The 20,122-nt window shown below is 70.1% G+C and carries 18 protein-coding genes; 5 read left to right on the forward strand and 13 right to left on the reverse strand.

Annotated features, from left to right (window positions below):
- Window positions 1-48: 48 nt before the first annotated feature.
- Entirely contained in the window at window positions 49-1,131 is a 1,083-nt protein-coding gene (gene trpS / locus OV427_RS46735; RefSeq protein WP_267862734.1) for a tryptophan--tRNA ligase, read from the reverse strand.
- A gap of 267 nt (window positions 1,132-1,398) precedes the next feature.
- Here trpS and OV427_RS46740 point away from each other — a divergent pair, with 267 nt between their 5' ends.
- Complete coding sequence (locus tag OV427_RS46740; protein WP_267862735.1) at window positions 1,399-2,583, forward strand: DUF4388 domain-containing protein; 1,185 nt, start codon at window positions 1,399-1,401, stop codon at window positions 2,581-2,583.
- Window positions 2,584-2,667: 84 nt separating this feature from the next.
- On the opposite strand, the gene OV427_RS46745 is transcribed toward OV427_RS46740, so the two are convergent.
- The 10 genes from OV427_RS46745 to OV427_RS46790 all read right to left on the reverse strand — a co-directional run bounded on the left by OV427_RS46745 (window position 2,668) and on the right by OV427_RS46790 (window position 14,480).
- Entirely contained in the window at window positions 2,668-6,216 is a 3,549-nt protein-coding gene (locus OV427_RS46745; protein WP_267862736.1) for a VWD domain-containing protein, read from the reverse strand.
- A 340-nt stretch (window positions 6,217-6,556) separates the two neighbouring features.
- On the reverse strand, window positions 6,557-7,819 hold the full coding sequence (locus tag OV427_RS46750; RefSeq protein ID WP_267862737.1) for an RNA polymerase sigma factor: 1,263 nt from the start codon (window positions 7,817-7,819) through the stop codon (window positions 6,557-6,559).
- 6 nt (window positions 7,820-7,825) lie between these two features.
- Window positions 7,826-8,212 carry a YciI family protein gene (locus OV427_RS46755; RefSeq protein WP_267862738.1) on the reverse strand — a complete coding sequence of 129 codons (387 nt, stop codon included), beginning with the start codon at window positions 8,210-8,212 and terminating at the stop codon, window positions 7,826-7,828.
- Window positions 8,213-8,365: 153 nt separating this feature from the next.
- Window positions 8,366-9,295 carry a site-specific tyrosine recombinase XerD gene (gene xerD / locus OV427_RS46760; protein ID WP_267862739.1) on the reverse strand — a complete coding sequence of 310 codons (930 nt, stop codon included), beginning with the start codon at window positions 9,293-9,295 and terminating at the stop codon, window positions 8,366-8,368.
- Between the two features lie 148 nt (window positions 9,296-9,443).
- Window positions 9,444-10,424: a hypothetical protein gene (locus OV427_RS46765; RefSeq protein ID WP_267862740.1), complete on the reverse strand. Its 981-nt coding sequence runs from the start codon at window positions 10,422-10,424 to the stop codon at window positions 9,444-9,446.
- Between the two features lie 19 nt (window positions 10,425-10,443).
- Window positions 10,444-11,055, reverse strand: a complete 612-nt coding sequence (locus OV427_RS46770) for an L-threonylcarbamoyladenylate synthase (protein WP_267862741.1) — start codon at window positions 11,053-11,055, stop codon at window positions 10,444-10,446.
- Window positions 11,056-11,101: 46 nt separating this feature from the next.
- On the reverse strand, window positions 11,102-12,400 hold the full coding sequence (locus OV427_RS46775; protein WP_267862742.1) for a cation:proton antiporter: 1,299 nt from the start codon (window positions 12,398-12,400) through the stop codon (window positions 11,102-11,104).
- Window positions 12,397-13,614: a cation:proton antiporter gene (locus OV427_RS46780; RefSeq protein ID WP_267862743.1), complete on the reverse strand. Its 1,218-nt coding sequence runs from the start codon at window positions 13,612-13,614 to the stop codon at window positions 12,397-12,399. Before OV427_RS46780 ends, OV427_RS46775 begins: the two co-directional genes overlap by 4 nt.
- A gap of 31 nt (window positions 13,615-13,645) precedes the next feature.
- Window positions 13,646-13,984, reverse strand: a complete 339-nt coding sequence (locus OV427_RS46785; RefSeq protein ID WP_267862744.1) for a hypothetical protein — start codon at window positions 13,982-13,984, stop codon at window positions 13,646-13,648.
- 37 nt (window positions 13,985-14,021) lie between these two features.
- A complete protein-coding gene (locus tag OV427_RS46790; RefSeq protein ID WP_267862745.1) occupies window positions 14,022-14,480 on the reverse strand; it encodes a general stress protein in 459 nt (152 codons plus the stop codon).
- Window positions 14,481-14,791: 311 nt separating this feature from the next.
- On the opposite strand from OV427_RS46790, the gene OV427_RS46795 reads away from it, so the two are divergent.
- Window positions 14,792-15,568 carry a TVP38/TMEM64 family protein gene (locus tag OV427_RS46795; RefSeq protein WP_267862746.1) on the forward strand — a complete coding sequence of 259 codons (777 nt, stop codon included), beginning with the start codon at window positions 14,792-14,794 and terminating at the stop codon, window positions 15,566-15,568.
- Between the two features lie 49 nt (window positions 15,569-15,617).
- Here the strand turns inward: OV427_RS46795 and OV427_RS46800 are convergent, their stop codons facing one another.
- The gene (locus OV427_RS46800) at window positions 15,618-16,520 is read right to left on the reverse strand and encodes a LysR family transcriptional regulator (protein ID WP_267862747.1); all 903 of its coding nucleotides are present in this window, start codon (window positions 16,518-16,520) and stop codon (window positions 15,618-15,620) included.
- A gap of 105 nt (window positions 16,521-16,625) precedes the next feature.
- Between OV427_RS46800 and OV427_RS46805 the strand changes: the two genes are divergently transcribed.
- On the forward strand, window positions 16,626-17,276 hold the full coding sequence (locus tag OV427_RS46805) for an NADPH-dependent F420 reductase (protein WP_267862748.1): 651 nt from the start codon (window positions 16,626-16,628) through the stop codon (window positions 17,274-17,276).
- A gap of 12 nt (window positions 17,277-17,288) precedes the next feature.
- On the opposite strand, the gene OV427_RS46810 is transcribed toward OV427_RS46805, so the two are convergent.
- Entirely contained in the window at window positions 17,289-18,047 is a 759-nt protein-coding gene (locus OV427_RS46810) for a hypothetical protein (RefSeq protein WP_267862749.1), read from the reverse strand.
- A gap of 137 nt (window positions 18,048-18,184) precedes the next feature.
- Here OV427_RS46810 and OV427_RS46815 point away from each other — a divergent pair, with 137 nt between their 5' ends.
- Both OV427_RS46815 and OV427_RS46820 read left to right on the forward strand, forming a co-directional pair.
- On the forward strand, window positions 18,185-19,018 hold the full coding sequence (locus OV427_RS46815) for an AraC family transcriptional regulator (protein WP_267862750.1): 834 nt from the start codon (window positions 18,185-18,187) through the stop codon (window positions 19,016-19,018).
- Window positions 19,019-19,112: 94 nt separating this feature from the next.
- The gene (locus OV427_RS46820; RefSeq protein WP_267862751.1) at window positions 19,113-20,120 is read left to right on the forward strand and encodes an SMP-30/gluconolactonase/LRE family protein; all 1,008 of its coding nucleotides are present in this window, start codon (window positions 19,113-19,115) and stop codon (window positions 20,118-20,120) included.
- Window positions 20,121-20,122: the final 2 nt, after the last annotated feature.

Consider the following 20,122-nt stretch of genomic DNA (forward strand, 5'->3'; position numbering starts at 1 on the left):
CTGGTGGGTCAAACAATCGGCAGTGAAAGCCCGTTCAGTCACTCCACCTCAGGGGATGCCCACGGCGCGGCGGACCTTGTCCATCAGCTGGGTCGCCTCGGCGCGGGCGCGGGTGGCGCCGTCCTGGAGGATGCGCTCCAGCTCGGCCGGGTCGCCTGCCAGCTCGGCGTACCGCTTGCGCGCCGGGCCGAAGGTCGCATGGAAGGCCTCCAGCAGCAGCTTCTTGTACTCCCCGTAGCCCTTGCCGCCCGCCCTCCAGGACGCGTCCACGTCGCGGAACTCGGACTCGGGCAGCATCACCTTCATGAGGTCGTAGAGCGGCACCTCGGAGACGAGAGCCCCCTCCCCCGGCTGGGGAGCTCCAGGGGACTCGGACGCCACCTTCCCGTTGGCCCCGGGCACCGGCTTGGGCGCCTCCACCGGTGTGGAGTCCGTCTTGATGGACATGATGCGCTTCTTCAGCTCCTTGTCGTCCCCGAACAGGTCGATGGTGTTCCCATACGACTTGGACATCTTCCGCCCGTCGATGCCGGGCACCGTCTGGGTGGAGGACTGGATGCGCGCCGAGGGCAGCTTGAGGATGCCGGGCGCGTGGCCCCGCTCCTTGCCGTCCGGGTCGGCCGGGTCGTACCCCGGCACGTACTGCACGTTGAACTTCACCGCCCAGTCGCGGGCGAACTCGATGTGCTGGATCTGGTCCTTGCCCACCGGAACGGCGTCCGCGCTGTAGAGCAGGATGTCGGCGGCCATCAGCACCGGGTACGCGAAGAGGCCGAAGTCCGGGCTCTTCCCCTGAGCCACCTTGTCCTTGTAGCTGTGCGCCCGCTCCAGGTGGGCCACAGGCGCGACCACGCCCAGCAGCCAGTACAGCTCGAGCACCTCTTTCACGTCGCTCTGGCGGAAGAGCACCGCCTTCTTCGGATCCAACCCGAGCGCCAGATAGGACACCGCGGCGTCGCGCGTCAGCTCCAGGGCCCGCTTCGGATCCCTCACCTCGTTGAGCGAGTGGTAGTTCGCGATGAAGTAGTACGAATCGGCCTCGTCCTGGAGCTGCACGAACTGGCGAATCGCGCCGTAGTAGTTGCCGATGTGCAGCTTTCCGGACGACTGGACGCCTGAGAGAATCCGCATATCGATTCCAACTCGAGTGACGGGTGGTGGACGCGGCTGGTTCGCACACCCGCCGCGACCCTGCAACCTTCCGTTGCGGCTGCGGTGCTTCCGTCCGCTTCTGGAAACCCACCCCATCCTTTCGTGAAATTTTGCGGCGCCCTGGAAAATTCCCAGGAAATCCGGGCACTTGCAATGAGAAGGTGGTGGGTGGGACGATACCCTGGCAGCACCCCCTGCGAGCACGCGTGGGCACTTCGTTGAGCTACCTCGGGAGGATGCACCGGCATGGAGTCATTCAACGGGAGTCTCGCCAGCTATCGCCTGCAGATGGTGATGCCACCGCTCTTCACGGGGGCCGGCGTGGAGGGAACGCTGCGGGTGGAGCGAGGAGCCATCCGCCGGTGCTTCCAGGTGAAGGACGGCTTCCTGGTGGGCGAGAGCTCGAATGACGCGCGCGAGCACCTGGCGCAGGTGCTCGTGAATCTGCGCATCCTGGACGCCCCTCGGGCGGCGGCGGCCTTCGAGGCGGCCGAGGGAGCCGGCGTGCCCTACGGCACCTTCCTGGTGCAGCGCTGCTTCGTGGAACTGCCCCGGCTCATCGAGGCCATGGAGCACAAGGCGCGCGAGGCGCTCTTCGACTGCTACGACTGGGAGTCGGGCGAGGTGGAGTTCACCCCCGGGCTGCCGGTGATTGGCCGGGCGGTAGGGCTGAAGCTGCCCTTGTCCACGCTGCACCGGGACGCGGTGTCGCGGCTGCGCGAGTGGGGGGTGTTCCGGGACATCTTCCCCCGGCAGGACGTCACGTTCCGCGTGTTCCGTGAGTTCGCGGTGGAGACGTTCTCCGAGGAGGAGGACGTGCTGCTGGACCTGGCGTCGGGCGGGGCCACGCTGGGGGAGATGCTGGCGAACACGAAGGAGGGGCCGCTGTTCGCCGCGCGCTGGGTGCTGCACCTGTACCGGCGCGGAGCGCTGGCGCCGCAGCGGCCCAAGGGCCCGAAGGTGGGCGAGGCGGCGGAGTTGGCGGAATTGCTCAACCTGGTGAAGCGCTTCCTGGAGACGGGGAAGTACGACCACGCGGTGGCGCTGGCGGCGCAGGTGCTGGAGCGCGGCCCGGTGCCGGAGGCGCACGCGCTGTACCGCGAAGCGGAGGTGCGGCTGACGCTGGCGCTGAGCGACGAGCTGTTCGCGCTCGACGGGCGGCTCGTCTTCGAGCCGATTCCGCGCCCCACCCCGCCGGACCTGACGGCGGATGACCTGTACTTGTATTCGAAGCTGCGGGGCAGCCGGAGCATCCGGCAGGCGCTGCGCACGGCAGCCATGGGAGAGCTGGCGGCGTCGCGCTCGGTGCACCGGCTGATGGCGACCGGGCTCATCCGCGTGGCGTCCCTGCCCGGGAGCGAGTCGGCCTCCGCGACGCGGCGCGCGAGCACGGACCCGTACGGCATTCCGGTGGTCGGCGTGGGCACCTGAGCCCTGCCTGACGGGCGAAACGGAAAGGGCCACCCCCGCGTGCGCGGAGGTGGCCCTTCCTCACTCAGACTCCAGCGTTGGCGGCTACTGCTTCGCCGTCACACGCCACGTCACGCTCTCGGAGCTGGCACCCTTCCCGTCCTCGGCGATGACCTTCCAGAGGTAGTCCCTGCCGGACTCCAGCGTCACCGTCCTGGCGGTTTCGCGCGTCGGCTTCGACTCGCACGTCTGGAAGGTGAAGTCCTCATCCACACTCCAGACGCAGTGCCGGTAGAGGACGGTGTCCTGGTCCTTGTCGAAGGTGCCCTCCCACTGGAAGGTCATCGTCGCGGAGGCGATGGCAAAGTCCCTCGGGAACACCAGCCCCGGAATGCCGGGCGCGTTGTTGGCTTCAATCGTCTCGGACTCCACGAACGTGTGCGCGAAGATCGGGTCGCCCGTCCCCGCCACGTCCTGCGCGCACTGCAGGCGCCGGTCTCCGTTCACGACGGCGTGGCAGATCTCGAAGGCCTGCTCCATCGGAATCGACTTCAGCGCGTCCTTGACCGGAACCCCGACGGGCGGCTTGGTGACCTTGCACACGTCCGCCTTGTACTCCGGCCATTCCTTGATCGTGTACGAGTCGGTGGAGTACCCGGGCAGGTAGTCGAACAGCGACGTGGCGTTCGTCACCCGCCAGGAGTCCTCGAACTTCTCGTACAGCTGGATGTAGCGATCGTACAGGTTCGTCGGGCGAGGCCCCAGCTGCGTCCCGTCGGAAAGCGTCGGCAGCCAGTTGCCCTGGGCGATGGGACCGAGGATGCCCTCCGTGGCGCGCGCCTGCTGCACGCTGACGTTCATGTAATAGACCTGATAGTACGCCCAGAAATCGACGGTGATGATGATGCGCGTCCCACCCGGGCCTTCGATCTGGATGCCACCCTGCGAGGGCGTCCGGACGATGCGCCCGCCGCCGGCGAGCAGGAGCTCCGTGCCGAGCTGCACGGGCTTGCCATTGACGCGCAGCTCCAGCCCGTCTCGCCACTCGGGATTCAGGTGGTAGGTGATTCGGTTGTTGCCAACGCGTACCGCCACCGCCGTCATGATGCTCACGCACGAGGTCAGCCCGGTGTGCGCGTCCGGCCCCACGGGGCCTTCGGTCTGCACGGGCATGTGCCGCGCCTGGATCTCCATCCCCGGATCACGCAGCAGCACGAACTCGCCCGCGCTCTGGAAGTCGTAGCGCACGCCGTCGATGGTCGTCAGGTGCGGGTCACCCCACGTGGAGGGATTGCCACCCACGATCCAGCGGCGAATCGTGTCGATGTCCGCCTGGCTCAGCGCGGGCCCGCCACACGGCATCAAGCCGCCCGGGCAGGCTTCCGACGTGGCCGTGATGCGGCTGTACAGCGGTCCCGTCAGGGTGGTGGCCCGGGCCAGGGCATCGGCGTGCGGCGCCGTGAGCGGATTCACGAGCAGGCCGGACTGGTCCTCGGCGAGGTTCAGGGCCGTCCCGTAGTTGGAGTACGGCGGATAGTTGAGCCCGCCGTGGCACTCGACGCAGCTCTTGTTGAAGATGCGCTGCACGTCCGTGTACGTCGGCACGGCGTTCGCCGGAGGCAGCGACGCCAGCGTGGAGTTCACGTACGGAATCAGGCTGGCGCAGGCGTAGGGCGACGTGAGGCCGGGGATGGGGTCGGCGGTCAGGTTGGCCTGGATCGCAGTCTGGAGGGCGGAGTTGTACGTTGGGAAGATGTCGGCGAAGGCATAGGTGCGCGACCGGCCGCGCACGCCCATGGACCACTTGTCCACCGAGATACCGAGCGGCTCGAGGAGATAGCGGTACAGGGCCATGGGCGTCGTGTTCTGGCTGTAGATCTCACGGTCCACGAAGAGGCCGCCCATGTTCGTCGCGTCAGCGCCGCCGGCATCGATGATCCGGCGGAACACCTCGCTCCGCAGGCGGGGGAACGAGGCACTCGTCCCCGCGGTGGTCGCGGCGCCGTACTGCGGGACCAGACCGTTCACCGCGGGCCCGCTCGTGACCACGTACTGGTCTCCGTTCCGGTCGAGGTTGAACTTCTGGATGTCCACCTTCCGGCGCGGCACGCTCTTCTCGCGGATGTCCGTGTCGGTGCGGATGGCGTTGATGTTGTTGCCGCCGTGGCGCGACGTGAAGAAGGTCTGATCGAACGTCAGGGCCCCGTAGGGGCTGGTGACCGCTCCCGAGCCGATGGTGAGGCAGTTCTTCGCGATGGCCAGGGCCACCGGCCGGGGGTCGATGAACACGTTGCCGGTCGCCCAGCGGTGGCTCGCGATCTCATCCGCGACGCGCTGCTGGTTGAGGGTGCCGTCGAGGCCGCCGAGCAGGTCGAACAGCTGGACGCCGCGTCCCTCGCCCGCGGTGAATCCCGAGTGGTGGAACAGCGTGATGAACGTGCCCTGGCGGATGATGGAGCTGGTCGGACCCGAGGGGGGCGTGTTGTTGAAGTTGTACGCGGAGGAGACCGCCGGGCTGGAGCCCACCGGAGCCGGCTCGGCCGTAATCGGAGCCGACGCGTCGAACGAGAACTGGGGCGTGCCGTCGCCCGCACCACCGCGGAAGCGGGTGATCTTGTCGGCGGCGGGCAACCCGCCCAGCGGGGGCTGCAGGCGCAACTGCTCGATCAGGGAGCGGATGGCGTGGTTGTTGCGCCACGTCCAGGGGTTGTAGAGCTTGCGGTACGCGGCCGTGTCCAGCGAGCCCTGATACAGCCGGTCCCGGTTGAACGGCATCATGCCGCCCCAACTGTCATAGGGGTCCCAGTTGGGCTTGTTCTTCGTCTTGATGATACCCACGGGCAGGCCGTCCGTGCCCGGGAGGGTCGACCGGTTGAGCACGTTCCGCGTCGAGTGGCAGCTCGAGCACTTCAAGTCATCCACTTCGACCGTGCGCACGCGCGGCGGGATGGCGCCCATCGCGGGGATGGGCTTCAGGATGATTTCGTGGAAGCGGAAGTTCTTCGTGGCCGCGTCCCACTGCATGTATTCGATGACGTCCGGATGCGAGCCCGGGTAGGCGGTGTGCTGCATGGGTCCGATGGAGAAGACGGACTTCGCGTTGATGCTCGACAGGAGGATGCGCGGGTACTCGGCGGTGCCCGTCTGCAGGCTCTCCGAGCGCGTCATCATGATGGGGCTGTACTTGAACGGGGCGGGCAGCGCGGCGACGAAGCGGGCCACGGTGTCGACGCTGGGGTTGAGGGAGAGGTACGTCTGGATTTCGGCGGCCGTGATGTTGGTCGGGTCCGCGGCCGTGATGGTGGGGACGGGGGTCGTGAGGTTGAAGACCGGCCTCACCGACTTCGCCGTGGCCATGTTCAGGGTGCAGGTCAGCGCCATGCCCGTGCAGTCCGAGGGGGGCCCGGTGGTGGCTCCATCGGCGTCGGTGTCCCATCCACCGAAGGTGGACAACGCACCGGGCGTGGCGGTGAGCGTCACGGTGACGGACCCATAGGGTTCGTCACAGTCGGGGCCACCGGATTCATTGCAGTTGATGGTGCCCGACACGGACGAGGTGACCGTGCCCGTGCCGAGTCCCATGGTCACGACCTTGAGGGGGGCGGCCTCCGCGGTGAGCGCGAACAGCGAGGACGCGACGAGCAGTGCGCCCATGCCCGCTCGACGGTGGATGGGTGGGAAAGCTGGGAAGAATCTCTTGAGTCTCATGGTTGAGCTCCGTGGGGGTGTGCGCCCATGTCCCTGTCGTGCGTGCGCGTTGGGGCGGGCGTGAATGCTGCAAAGGCGCGGCCGTCCCGAACCGCGTGGAAACACCCTGCGACGCACGGCGGCATGTAGCCCCGAGGGTTACAGCGCCTCGTTCAGAGTGGCGTCGCGGGCCACAGGGGCCCGCCGCCACGTGCCGCGCGTGTGAAGGAAGCGCGCGGCGGCGGCGGATCATTCCGAGCGCACGGCACATGACCTGGCAGGGCACCCACTCCCGCAAGGCCGCGCTCTACGCCCCCGCGTCGCTCAGCCGCGCCGCCTGCGTGATGAGGTAGTTGCGCTCCGGAATGCTCGTCGTCCGGCCAGCCGCCTTGCGGTAGTTCGCGATGGCCGCCTCCGTCTCCCCTGCCCGCTCCAGCAGGTGTGCGCGAACGGCATCGAGCCGGTGATGCCCCGCCAGGCGCCCGTCGGCGTCGAGCGCCTTCAGCAATGCAAGCCCTGCTTGCGGCCCGTGCACCATCGCCGTGGCGACGGCGTGGTTGAGCGCCACCATGGGGTTGTCGGACATCCCCATCAGCACCTCGTACAGCGCCAGGATCTGCGGCCAGTCCGTGTCCTCGGCGCGCGCCGCCTCGTCGTGCACGGCGGCAATCGCGGCCTGCAATGGGTACTCCCCCGTCGAGCCCTTCGACAGCGCCGCGGTGACGAGCGCGATGCCCTCGGCGATGGCCTCCGGGTTCCACAGGCCCCGGTCCTGCTCGGGGAGTGGAATGGGCATCCCGTCCGGCGCGGTCCGAGCCGCGCTCCGGGCATCCGTCAGGAGCATCAGCGCGAGCAGGCCCATGACATCGCCATCGTCGGGCAGACGGGAATGCAGCATGCGCGTGATGCGGATCGCCTCGCTGGACAGGTCCGTGCGCTGCAGCTCGGGGCCGGAGCTCGTCGTGTAGCCCTCGTTGAAGATGAGGTAGAGCACGTGCAGCACCGCGCCGAGCCGCTGCGCGGTCTCCTCAGGCGTGGGCAACTGGAACGGGACGCCGGACGTCTTGATGCTCTGCTTCGCCCGGCTGATCCGCTGCGCCATCGTCGCCTCGGGCACGAGGAACGCCTTGGCAATCTCGGCCGTCGTCAGGCCGCCCACCGCGCGCAACGTGAGCGCGATGGCGGACGCCGACGTGAGCGCGGGATGGCAGCACATGAACAGCAGGACGATCGTGTCGTCCCGCCCCGCCGCCTCGTCGCTGTCGGCGCCGAACACCAACTGCAGCTCCGGTGGCACCAGGCTGACCACGAACTCCTCGCGGCGGCGACGCGCCGCCTCGGCCCGGACGTGGTCGGTGATGCGCCGCGCAGCGACTTGAATCAGCCACGCGCGCGGGTCATCCGGCACGCCGTCGCGAGGCCACTGCGTGGCCGCCGCGAGCAGGGCCTCCTGGACCGCGTCCTCCGACGCCGCGAAGTCACGGAACCGGCGGATGACCACGCCGAGCACCTGCGGCGCCAGCTCGCGCAGCAGGTGCTCGTTCCGGGGGTCGGGTGACGCGGGCCTCACGTGCACTCAGACTTGCGGCGCGCTCATCACCTGCCGCACCTCGATGGCCATGTTGATCGGCTTGCCGCCAGGGCCGGGCGCGGCGGACGCCTCGGCGGCGATGGCGTAGGCGCGCTCGGTGCTCTCGACGTCCACGATCCAGTAGCCGACGAGGAACTCCTTCGACTCGGCGAACACGCCGTCGGTGATGGGCTTGCCGTCGTTCCCCGCGCGGATGATCTTCGCCTGGTCGGGCCCGGCCAGGCCCTCGGCGGCCACCAGCTCGCCCGCCGCGCCAAGCTTCCTGGCGAAGCTCTTCATGAACTCGATATGCGCCTTGAAGTCAGCCTGCGACCAGCTGGAGATCTGGTACGGCCCCTTGCCCGGGTGGTTCATCATCAGCATGTACTTCATGGTCGACTCCCTTTCGGTACCAGCGACCCGTCATCGGGCGCGCTGTCATGGGTATGTCGAAGCCGGGCGCGCGCTCTCTACATGCCCCATGACGATTCTTTTTCGGCCGATTTTCCGCTGACACAACCCACTGGAATCATTGGGCTTCTGCACCTACGACGCCGTCTTCCGCTTCTTCGGCTTGGGGACGAACACGTCGCTGCGCGGGTGGAACTCGTCGTACACGGAGCGCAGGCGGGCGCTGTTCACGTGGGTGTAGATCTGCGTGGTGGCGAGGTCCGCATGGCCGAGCATCTGCTGCACGGCGCGCAGGTCGGCCCCCCGCTCCACGAGGTGCGTGGCGAACGAGTGCCTCAGCTTGTGCGGTGACAGCGGCTTGCGGATGCCCGCCTTCAGCGCGTAGCGCTTGAGCAGCTTCCAGAAGCCCTGTCGCGTGAAGCCCCCACCGCGAGGCGTGACGAACAGCGCCTTCGACTGCCGCTTCCCGATGACGGCCGGCCGGGACGCCTCCAGGTAGGCCTGCACCTTCTCGATGGCCACGCGGCCCAACGGGACGAGACGCTCCTTCGCGCCCTTGCCTTTCGCCACGAGGTAGCCCGCGGTGAGCTGGATGTCGTTGAGCCCCAGGCCGCACAGCTCGCTGACGCGCAGGCCGGTGGCATACAGCACCTCCAGCATCGCCTTGTCTCGCAGGCCCGTGGACGTGCGCTCGTCAGGGGCGGCCAGCAGTTGCTCCACTTCCTCCAGCGTGAGGAACGAGGGCAGCTTCTTCGCCGAGCGCGGCGTGTCCAGGTCCTCCGTCGGGTCCTTGTCGGCCATGCGCTCGGCGACGAGGAAGCGGTGGAAGCCCCGCAGCGCGGCCAGGTGACGCGCCTGACTGCGCTTGCCCACGCCCCGCTTGCCCAGCGCGGACAGGTGCGCGGACACGTCCTCCTGCTTCGCCCGCGTCACGTCGTCGAGGCCACGCGCCCGCAGGTCCTCGAAGTACGCGGTGATGTCCGCGGCGTAGGCGTCCACCGTCTTGCCGGACAGCCCGCGCTCCGCGCGGATGAAGGCGATGAACGCGTCGAGCAACCCTTCCATGGCCGCCACCGTACCGGAGGCCCGCGCCGAGGCAACTCAGCGTCCCACGGCCGGCGGCCTACAAGGCCCCCGGCCACACACCGGAACAGCCCACCGAGGCCCACCCGCCGCCCTACAGACCCCGGCACGCGGAGGCCCAGCCACCGTCTCAGCTCCGTGGCTCCGTCGCCCCATTCCCCGAGGCCGCCTCCAACGCCTGCACCACCCACGGCCACCCCACCAGGATGTTGCCCGGCGAGCGCAGGCACGCATCCGCCACGGCCAGCACCTCCGCCGGCCGCGAGCGCACCGCCAGCGCCAGGTGCCGCCCCAGGAAGGGGTGCGGCAGGTAGCTGAGGTTGTGGTGGCGCACCGGCACCCAGCTCAGCGTGGGCTTCCCGGTCCACCGCTCCACCGCGTACGCCACCGCCGACGCCAGCACCTCCAGCGCGTACAGCGGCAGCCGGAAGGCGCTCACCAGGAAGGCCACCAGCGAGCTCGCGGCCACCGCCCCCGCGAAGGACACGTTGGACGCGCCGCTCCACACCAGCATGGGAATCACGCTCGTGAAGATGGCCGCCACCTGCACCCGCACCACGGACGGGCCGCGCCCGCCGGAGATGCTCGCGATGCTGCCCGACGCCAGCCCCGCCACCACGCCCAGGCACGTGCCCACCGCCACGCCGGCCATGCCGCCCAGCAGCGGCCCGAAGGCGCCTCCCGCCGTGGCATGCAGCCCCACCAGCATGGACAGGCTCGCCAGCGAGCCCAGCAGCACACCCGACGCCAGCCCCGACACCAGGGCCAGCGTCAGTCCCGCCGCCGAGCAACACAGCGCCGACAGGCCCCACCCGCGCTGCAGCGGAATCCCCGCGCCGAAGAGCACCAGCGCCAGCACCCCCGTCATCAGCGGCGAGCCCACCACCAGCAACAGCAACAGGCGCTTCACGTAGAGGCCCGCGGCCCTGCCCCCCTCCGCCTGCTCACGCCAGAGCTGGCCGATACGGCCGCCCGGCACGCGGATGCCCGCGGCCCGCAGCCGGTAGTGCAGGTCCACCGGTCGGAAGAGTAACAACAGTAACAACTCGAGCAGCCCAGGTACCTGTTCCGGTACATCCACGGCTCCTGGCGCTGTTCCCCCCTGTGCCAAGACTTCCCCCCTTTGTCGGTCAATCCCCTAGCCTACCCTTGCCTTGCCTCAGGATTTCAAGCGTATCGCCGATGAGTGAAATCACGGTGGAGGGCTCGTTGAGTGTGACGCCCCCGTCAAGGATGAGGTCCAGGCCGTGTCCGAGCTCGGCCTTGATGTCCTTCGCGTCCGTGAGCGGCACACCCTCCGTGCTGGTCGCGGACGTGGTCACCAGAGGGCGGCCCAGCAACCGGGCCAGCTCGCGCACCAACGGAGCGTCCGGCACGCGGATGCCCACCTGCTTCTGCTTGGACATCATCAAATCCGGCACCAGCCGCGTCGCCTCCATGATGAAGGTGAACGCACCCGGAGTGAGTCCCTTCATGGTCCGGTACGCGAAGTTGCTCACGTGCGCGTACCGCGCCACGTCCGACAGGTCCGGGCACAGGAAGGACAGCGGCTTCTTCTTGTCGCGCCCCTTGAGCTGGTACAGCCGCTCGATGCCCTTCTTCGAGCTGAGGTCACACCCCAGGCCGTAATACGTGTCCGTGGGGTAGGCCAGCAGCCCGCCGCGCTCGAGCACCTCCACCGCGCGCTGCAGGTGGCGCGGCGACGGGTGCTCCATGTCCACCTCGAGGATGGGTGCGGCCATGATGTCTCCGTGGTTCCAGTAGCTGCCCGGTGAGATGCGGATCAGCCTATGCCGTTCCGGCCGCCTCGTCCGTGCGGATCTCCCCGCTGGCGGCCAGCGCCCGCCGCGTCAGCACCGGCCCCACCAGCTCGTGCGCGGTAATCATCGCGACGATGAGCACCTCCACCTGAGACCCGAACGTGGGGAACGTGCGGGACACCAGCGCCGCCAGCCCGAAGGTGACGCCTGCCTGGGAGATGAGCCCCATCCACAGGTGGCTCTTGAGGCGCGGGTCATCCACGGGCGCGAGCTTGCGGCACGAGAACCAGATGGCCCCGCCGCGCAGGCCCACCAGCAGCAGCGCCACCGGACCCACCGTCACCAGCGCGTCCAGCTTCAGCCCCGCGCCGGCCGCGGCGAAGAAGAGCGCGAACACCGGCAGGCCCGCCTGCTGAATCGCATGGTGGATGCGCTCGCCCGCGTGCTCGTCCAGGTTGGCGATGAGCGCCCCCGCCGCCAGGGACACCAGCAGCGGGGACAGGTGCAGCCGCGCGCCGCCCTCGGCCGCCGCGAAGGACAGGCCCACCAGGAACAGCGGCAGGTCCCGCTTCACCCCTCGCATGTAGACGAGCACCGCCACCGCCAGCACGCACCCCACGCCCACCGAGCCGAACAGCTCCCACCCCACCCCGCCCAGCAACTCCGCCACGTCCAGCCCGCCGCCGAAGCTCGCCTTCGTCACGCCCGCCGCCAGCGCGAAGGCCACCATGACGAACAGGTCGCCGATGATGACCAGCGCCATGAGGAACTCGGTGAAGCTGCCCCGCGCGCGCGTCTCCTGAACGATGGCGATGGTGACGGTGGGCGAGAAGGACACCACCACCGTGGACACCAGGGCGCTGACGGCCAGCGCCTGCGACACCGTCATGTCCGCCATGAATGGCAGGAGCGGCTTGAAGAGGAACGTGGCCCCGAAGCACACCACGAAGGTCAGCCCGCACACGCCCGCGCACAGGAGCGCCACCCGCGTGCCCACCCGGCGGATGAGCCCCAGCCGCAGCTCCGTGCCCGCCACCAGCGCGATGAGGCTCACCGCCAGCCCCTTCACCAATTCCAGCCCCTTCACGCCCGCGTTGGGGATGAAGCCCAGCGCGTACGGGCCCACCGCCACGCCCACCAACAGGTAGCCCGTGAGCCGCGGCAGCCCCAGTCCCTTGGCCACCTTCCCCGCGAACAGGCCGCACAGCAGCAGCGCGCCCGCGGCCAGCGTCACCGGCGTGCCCGCGTCCGCGCGCAGCACCTGCGCCCGGCTGATGATGGCCAGCAGCACCACCAGCAACCCCAGCCGGATGACGGCGCCCTTCATGTCGCCACCTCCACGCCCGGCTGTGCCCGCGCGGGCACCTGCGTGGGGCCCAGCACCTGGCGGAAGGCCTGGCCGGCGAGCAGCTCGTTCACCACCGCGCCCACCACCACCACGTCCAGCACGCGCTGCGACAGCCCGCCCGGCACCAGCATCCCGTACTCGGCGACGAGGCACAGCGCCAGGCCGCCCTGCGCAATCAGCGCGTAGCCCAGCCGCGGGGGCAGCTCCAGCGCGCTCCCCGCGAGCCGCTGCGCCAGCCTCCCGCCCAGCACCTTGCCCAGGAAGCGCAGCCCCACGAAGCCCGGCACCAGCGCCCACGCGCCCCAGTCCCGCGCGTGCACCCCGCAGCCCACCAGGAACACCAGCACCAGGAACGCGGGCCGCTCCACCCGGGCCAGCGCGCGCGACACCCGCTCCGCCGTGCGCCCGCCCACCAGCGCCAGCGTGGCACCGCACGCCACCCCCGCCAGCAGCGCGGACACGCGCAGGTACGCCGCCGCGCCCGCCACCAGCGCCACCCCGCCCAGCGTCACCGTGGTGAGCTCCGCCAGGTCCTTGAGTGAGTGCGTGAGGAAGGCCAGCAGCGCCCCGCACAGCACGCCCAGCAGCACCGCCAGGCACACCAGTCCCAGGCCCTCGCCGAGGTTGCTCGCCGCGCCCAGCACCAGCGCCAGCGCCAGCACGCCCATGCCCACCGCGTCGTCCAGCATGGTCAGCAGCGCCACGCCCAGCCCGCGCGCGCGGTCCATCCGCCCGGCGCGGTACGCCAGCACCGCGAAGTGGCCGGAGGACAGGCTCGCCGCGGCGCCCAGGAGCGCCGCCGCCCCCACCGCCGCCTGCGGGGACAGGTTGAAGGCGAAGAGCAGCGGCGCCACCAGCGGCAGCGCCACGAAGAAGAAGGCCGTGCCCGCGTGCGCGAGCGCCGCCGAGTACACCGGCCGGGGCAACAGCCGCAGCAGCCGGGGCTCCAGGTTGAGCCCGAGGATGACGCCCGCGATGCCCAGGCCGAGCGCCATCACCGGGCGCAGGCCCTCCAGGTTGCCCGGGGTGAGCAGCCCCACCACGGACGGGCCGAGGAGGACGCCCATGAGCAGGAAGAGGAAGCCGCTGGCCGCCAGCCTCGCCAGCGCCGGGAAGCGCCCGGGGTCCAGCACGCGGCTGGAGGCGAGCAGCGACAGCGCCGCGATGGAGAGGAGGACGAGCAGCGCTTGCACAGGATGTGCTTACACCGCTCCGTCCCTCACGTCACGAGCGCCGGTGCGTGGGCGCCGAGATCACCGGTAGGGCGACCAGGCGGCCCATGGGCGGGTCGTCCGCATCCATCTCCAGTTGTACGCGCTGCACCAGCCGCTCCATCTCCTCGGCGGAGATGGCGGGCAGCAGGCTCACCAGGAGGACGCGATCCTCGTCCGCGCCCAGCGCGAGGCTGCGAAGGCCCGCGAACACGGGCACCTCGGCGGACAGCGCAGCCGCCGCGCTCCGAGCACGAACCACCAACGGCTCCGGAATGCCAAACTCCCGGAGCCGGCGGATGGCCCGCTCGGTCCCCTCCAATTGTTCGAGGAACGTGATGACCAGGTACACGCGGCCGTCTTACCGGGTCCGCGCGCCTGACGCCACGCTACTCGTTGCCCTGGCCCTGACCGGTCGGCTCGGAAGCCGGAGGAGGCGCCACGGGAGCCGCGCCTTCCTGCGGGGCCTGGCCCTCACCGCCGGGGGCGGCAGCCATCGCGGCGCGAGCCGCGCGCTTGCCCTCTTCGATGAGCTTCTTCACCTTCTGCCCGCCCTTGCGGCCGATCTCCTCGTAGAAGTTCGGCCCGCGGGTGGCCTTGACGCGGTCACCACCCTTCTTGCCGATCTCCTCGTAGAACTTCGCGCCGCGCTCGGCCTTCACCGTCTCGCCGCCCTTGCGGCCAATCTCCTCGTAGAAGGAACGGCCCCGCTCGGCCTTCACCGTCGCGCCGCCCTTGCGGCCGATGGTCTCGTAGAACTCCCGGCCTCGCTCGTTGCGGACAGTCTCGCCGCCCTTACGGCCTGCCTCGGCCACCGTCATGCTGCCCTTGTTGTCCTTGTCCGACATGTCGCCATCTCCTCTCGTGACTGCCACCCGACCCTCGCCTCGGTGTCCCTTGCCTGAAACCTTGGGACGGAAGCGCCCCGATGCAAGCAAGCTCCGTACACCGCCAGCCGTTCGCGTCTGACACACCACACAAAAACCCGAGCAATTTCGGGGAGTTGGATGCGCTTGCCCAGCATTCGTGCCGGGCGGTGGCACGCCCGGCAGGACGCTTCATTGTTTGAAACACCGCACTGCACATTGCCGATTCCCGATCCACCTCCCACCTTCTGCCAACGGCGCGTCCGGCGATCGGGCCGCGGGGGAGGCACGGCGTGGCGCAGTCGGCGAAGAGTTGGCTCCGGGTCCTGGCACCGATGCTCGTCTCGGTGGGAGGCCTGGTGATGCTCCGGCTCCTCGGGCCGGACTTCATCGACCAGAAGCGCATCGCCTCCGTCCTGGAGCCGTTTGGCGACGCAGCTCCCCTGGCCTACGTCGCCTTTCTCGCGATCCGCCCGGTGACGCTGCTGCCCGGTCAGCTCCTGACCGCGGTGGGCGGGATGATGTTCGGGACGCTCGCAGCGACCCTCTATTCACTAACGGGCAGCTTCCTGTCTGCCATGTTGCTCTTCGGGGTGGCGCGCAAGCTGGGCACCCGGCCGATGAAGCGCCTGGCTGGCGGCAAATATCCGGCGCTGGTGCGGGCCGCGAGGCGGCACGACTTCCTCTTCGCGCTGATGGCGTGCATCAACCCGCTGTGCCCCACGGACGTCATGCTGGTGGCGGCGGCGGCCAGCGGCGCGCGGCTGTGGCCCCTGCTCGCCGGCGTCATGCTGGGCACCATTCCCGGCACCTTCCTCACCGCGCAGTTCGGCAGTGGACTGGCGCAGGGCCGCACGGTGATGACGGCCGTCTCGGCGGTGGGGCTGGTGGTGTCGCTGGTGCTGGGAGTGTTCATCGGCAGGCGCTTCTACAAGGAAATCAACGACGCGCCGGAAGAGGACCCGGACGCGCCGGCCCACGCCGCGTCGGGTGCCGCCCAGGACGACAGTCCCGGGACACCGGTGCGCCCGGGGCATTCGAAGCAGGATGGCGTACCCGCCACCTGGTAGGGCCCCGGCTCATCTCGTTGGACGCGCCTGACGGCTGAAAGGTTCCCGACTACGCGCGGCCCCCGGGTCGCAGCTCCTCCGACAGCAGGTGCAGGAGCGCCTGCACGCGAGGCACGGACTGCCTCCCGGGGAGGCACAACGCATGGACGGGAGGCCCCTCGGCGGAGTGCTCCGCGAGCACCTCCACCAGCCGCCCGTCCCGCGCGCGCTCATCGAGCATGAAGTCCAGCACCTGGCACAGGCCGGCTCCGGCCGCGGCGAGGTCCAGCAGCGCGGGGCCGTGATTCACGTCCATGGCCAGGTGCGTCCGCACGACTTCCGGCGGGCCTCCGGGTGCGCGGCGGAAGACCCACTCGCGCGCCAGGCCGCGCGGATCCACGAACTTCAGGCACGGGTGGCGCGCCAGGTCCTCCGGATGCGTCGGGGTGCCATGACGCGCGAGGTGCGCGGGCGCGACCAGCGTCACCCAGCGCGTGGACAAGAGCCGCCGCGCCACGAGGCTGGAGTCCTCCAACCCGCCCACGCGGATGGCCACGTCGATGTGCTCGTCCACCATGCGGCTGAAGCGATCATCCAGGCGGACGTGGAGCGTGAGCTGCGGGTAGCGGGCCTGGAGTCGCGCGAGCCGGGGCAGCACCACCGGCGCCAGGATGTGCGTCAGCGTCACCGTGAGCGGCCCCCGGGGGGCCTGCTGCGCCCGGGCCACCGTCTCCCTCGCCGCCCGCACCTGCGCCACCGCCTCGCGGGCGCGCTCGAGGAACTCCGCGCCCTCGGGCGTGAGGGCCACCTGCCGGGACGTGCGCTCCAGCAGCCTCGCACCCACGTCCTCCTCCAGCTTCCGCACCGCCTTGCTCACCGCCGCCGTGGTGACGCCGAGCCGCTCCGCCGCCTTCCGGAAGCTGCGCTCCTCGGCCACGTGGAGGAATGGGAGGATGCCCGCGAACAGGTCCATGGGCCGGATTGTCAACCTGGAGTTGATGATGGTTCAACTCCCGCGTGCTCGATGCGCGCCGGGTTGACGGTTAGGTTGGCCCCAACCACGAAGCAGGAGGACCTCATGAAGATTGCCATCCTGGGCACGGGCATCGTCGGCGAGACGCTGGGCAGCAAGCTGGTGGAGGTGGGCCACGAGGTGCGCATGGGCTCGCGCACGGCGAACCACGAGAAGGCGGTGGCGTGGACGAAGAAGGCCGGGGCCCGCGCGTCGCAGGGCACCTTCGCGGACGCGGCGGCCTTCGCGGAGCTGGTCTTCAACTGCACCTCCGGCACGGCCTCGCTGGAAGCGCTGAAGCTGGCGGGCGAGAAGAACCTGAACGGCAAGGTGCTGGTGGACGTGGCCAACCCGCTCGACTTCTCCAAGGGCTTCCCGCCCACCCTCTCCGTCTGCAACACGGACTCGCTGGGCGAGCAGCTCCAGCGCGCCTTCCCGGACGTGAAGGTGGTCAAGAGCCTCAACACCGTCACCGCCAGCGTCATGGTGAATCCGGCGAAGCTGCCCGCGCCGACGGACATCTTCGTCGCCGGCAACGACGCGGGGGCGAAGAAGCAGGTGACGCAGCTTCTCACCGAGGGCTTCGGCTGGAAGCGCGTCGTGGACCTGGGGGACATCACCGCGTCTCGCGCCACCGAGGGCCACATGTTCATGTGGCTCCGGCTCTACGGGGCGTTCGGCAACGCGGACTTCAACGTGCAGATCGTCCGGGCCTGAGCAGCGTCAGCTTTACGGAGTCCGCAACATCCGCCACGCCGTCAGGGCTCCCGCCGCGGAGACGAAGGCGCCCACCGCGGCGCCGGTGAAGTCCACCGCGAACTGCAGCGTACCCAGCACCAGCCCCAGCGCCGCGACGGCGGCGAAGCCACGGCGGACCCACGGCCGGGCCTTCCGGCCCCGGCCCAGGGTGACAGCGGAGACCCAACCCAGGCCGTTGGCCAGGAGCAGGCCCGAGGCCACGAACTCCGGGCCCAGTGCCCGGAACGCGAGCTCCAGTCCGGTGCGAGGCCTCGGCGCCTGGCCCGCCAGGGCCTCGGCGGAAGGGGGCCAGTGCCGCCCGGGCTCGTGTCCCATCGTCACGAAGGAGAGCTGCAGCAGGGCCGCGAAGAAGAGCGTGGCGGTGAGCGCCAGCCACGGCACCGGCAGCGACCAGAGCTCCCACCTGCGCATGGCGACCAGCCGCTCCGGAGGCACGCGCAGCGCGTGGGGGTAGCCCAGGTTCAGCAGGGTCCGCGTGGCCACGATGCTGGGCTGCTCCCCGACCTCGTCCATGAGCCCATCCAGGGCACCCGCCTCCAGCAGTCGCTGGAGCCCGGCCGAGGTCTCCTCCGTCCCCGCCTCCGCGGGCAGTCGCTCGATGAGCGCATTGATGGCCCCGGCCATGCCGGGCCGGCGCAGGTCCGGCGCCGTCGACGCCTCACGGGCGAGCGAGGTGATGAGGCCCATCAAGCCGCCGTGCGACGCTTCGACCTCGGACGCGGAACGCATGAACCGTGAGCGGCCCCCTCGCGCCGGGAGCGGCGCACCGCGCCATCCTACCGGGGCGCAACCACCCTCGCGCAACGCCGGTGCCCGGACCCTGGTGGAAACGCGGCGGGCCGGAGAACATCCCAGGGGCGACCGCCATGTCCCAGCCCCTCTGCGCCTACGAGACGCCCGACAGTCCCCACGCCCGGCCCCCGGGCATCGAGCGCTTCTTCATCCACGGCCGCCGCTTCGCCGCGGACATGCACGACCACCCCGTCTGGGAGATTGGCCTCCTGGAGGCCGGCGTCGTCACCACGGAGACGGACTCACGCCTGTACACGCAGGGCGCGGGCTCACATGGCGCCCTCTTCTTCGTCCCTCCTGGAGCGCCGCACGCGGCCTCGGCGGATCCGCGCCACCTGCCCATGCTGCGCAGCCTGCACCTGGAGCCCCGCGTCGTCACCCGGGCGCTGGAGGGCCTCTCCCGCATTCCCCTGCGGTTGCCCTCCGAAGTCACGGCCCTGGAGGACGCCCGCGCCGCGCACAGCTTCCTGCGCTTCCACCAGCGCCTGGGCGAAGGCGCGTCCGCGCTCGAGTGGGAGACGTGGCTGGTGGAGGCGCTGGTGGACCTCTTCGTCCTGCATGACGGAGAGGCCGTGCTCTATCCCGTGGGCCTGGAGGCCCGGGCCGTGCGCCGCGCCCGCGAGTACCTGCACGCCCACGCCAACGAGCGCGTATCTCTGGAGGACCTGTCCGGCGCAGTGGGGCTGAGCAAGTACCACCTGGCTCGCGTCTTCGCGCGGGAGACGGGCCTGCCGCCGCATACGTACGTGCAGCGGCTGCGGCTCGCGCGCGCCCTGCCCCTCCTGCGTCAGGGAGCGCCCGCGGGAGAGGTTGCATACGAACTGGGCTTCGCCGACCAGGCCCACTTCGCGCGCACCTTCAAGGACTCGTACGGCCTGACGCCCCGGGCCTATGCACGAGGCGCCTGAGCCTCGCGAAAACGAGGCAGCAAGATTCTTCAATAACGCCCGCGCCCCCGCTGACACCTTGCCTCCCGTTCGCTCATGAACGCGGAGGCAGACCATGAAGGCATCGAGTGTGAGCATCCTGGGCAGTGCGCTGTGCATCCTGGCGTGTGGCGGAGTCCTCGGGTGCTCGGAAAAGGAAGAGCCGCAGCCCACGCCGTCGCGCGACGGGGTGACGGAGATTGTGCTGCCGGGCAATGACTTCTACCCGGAGGGCATCGCCGCCAGCGCGGACAACACCCTCTACGTGGGCAGCCTGATGACGGGCCAGATTGTCCGCGTGCGCCCGGGCAGCAGCGAGGCGGAGGAGTTCGTCGCCCCGCGCTCCATCGTCACCGGCACCGTGGGCCTGCACGTGCAGGAGGACAAGCAGTACCTGTGGCTGTGCAGCAACGTCTTCGGCACCTCCAACGCGCCGGAGCTCATCGCCGTGAGCCTGTCCACGGGACAGGCCGTCCACCGGCACGTCTTCCCCGCGCAGGAGGGCGCCGGCTCCGGTTTCTGCAACGAGATTGCGCAGGACAAGGCCGGCAACCTCTACGCGACGGACAGCTTCCTCGGGCGCATCGTCCGCGTGCCCTCGGGGAAGCTGGACACCGACAACCCGGCGGAGGTCTGGGCTCGCTCCGATGCCTTCTATGGGCCGCAGGGACAGTTCGGCCTCAACGGGCTCACCTACGACGGAGCGTCCACGCTCTACGCGGTGAAGACGGCGGACGGGAAGCTGTTCCGCATCCCCATCGGCGCGGGCGGTGCGGCGGGCACCGTGCAGGAGGTGGTGCTGGACCGGCCGCTGGCGGGGCCGGATGGGCTGAAGTACTCCGCGTCGGCGGGGCTCGTGGTGTCCGAGCAGTACGCCACGGCCGTGTCGCGCATCGCCCTGTCGACGGACGGACGCGGCACGGTGACGAAGCTCCTGGAAGGGCTCAAGGACCCCACCTCCGTGGAGCTGGCCGAGGGCAGCGCGTGGGTTTCCGAGAGCCAGCTGACGCACCTCACCAGCGCCAACCCGCCGCCGCTGACGCTGCCCTTCTACGTCCGCCGCGTGTCCCTGCCCCAGCAGTAACG

The organism is Pyxidicoccus sp. MSG2, from assembly GCF_026626705.1.
Classification (GTDB): Bacteria; Myxococcota; Myxococcia; order Myxococcales; family Myxococcaceae; genus Myxococcus.

What these genes read in the sequence shown, in the direction of transcription:
- OV427_RS46775 (WP_267862742.1), bottom strand. Translation starts at nt 12,400, where the DNA reads ATGAAGGGCGCCGTCATCCGGCTGGGGTTGCTGGTGGTGCTGCTGGCC.
- trpS (WP_267862734.1), bottom strand. Translation starts at nt 1,131, where the DNA reads ATGCGGATTCTCTCAGGCGTCCAGTCGTCCGGAAAGCTGCACATCGGC.
- OV427_RS46815 (WP_267862750.1), top strand. Translation starts at nt 18,185, where the DNA reads ATGTCCCAGCCCCTCTGCGCCTACGAGACGCCCGACAGTCCCCACGCC.
- OV427_RS46805 (WP_267862748.1), top strand. Translation starts at nt 16,626, where the DNA reads ATGAAGATTGCCATCCTGGGCACGGGCATCGTCGGCGAGACGCTGGGC.
- OV427_RS46820 (WP_267862751.1), top strand. Translation starts at nt 19,113, where the DNA reads ATGAAGGCATCGAGTGTGAGCATCCTGGGCAGTGCGCTGTGCATCCTG.
- OV427_RS46755 (WP_267862738.1), bottom strand. Translation starts at nt 8,212, where the DNA reads ATGAAGTACATGCTGATGATGAACCACCCGGGCAAGGGGCCGTACCAG.
- xerD (WP_267862739.1), bottom strand. Translation starts at nt 9,295, where the DNA reads ATGGAAGGGTTGCTCGACGCGTTCATCGCCTTCATCCGCGCGGAGCGC.
- OV427_RS46770 (WP_267862741.1), bottom strand. Translation starts at nt 11,055, where the DNA reads ATGGCCGCACCCATCCTCGAGGTGGACATGGAGCACCCGTCGCCGCGC.
- OV427_RS46790 (WP_267862745.1), bottom strand. Translation starts at nt 14,480, where the DNA reads ATGTCGGACAAGGACAACAAGGGCAGCATGACGGTGGCCGAGGCAGGC.
- OV427_RS46745 (WP_267862736.1), bottom strand. Translation starts at nt 6,216, where the DNA reads ATGGGCGCACTGCTCGTCGCGTCCTCGCTGTTCGCGCTCACCGCGGAG.
- OV427_RS46800 (WP_267862747.1), bottom strand. Translation starts at nt 16,520, where the DNA reads ATGGACCTGTTCGCGGGCATCCTCCCATTCCTCCACGTGGCCGAGGAG.
- OV427_RS46740 (WP_267862735.1), top strand. Translation starts at nt 1,399, where the DNA reads ATGGAGTCATTCAACGGGAGTCTCGCCAGCTATCGCCTGCAGATGGTG.
- OV427_RS46810 (WP_267862749.1), bottom strand. Translation starts at nt 18,047, where the DNA reads ATGCGTTCCGCGTCCGAGGTCGAAGCGTCGCACGGCGGCTTGATGGGC.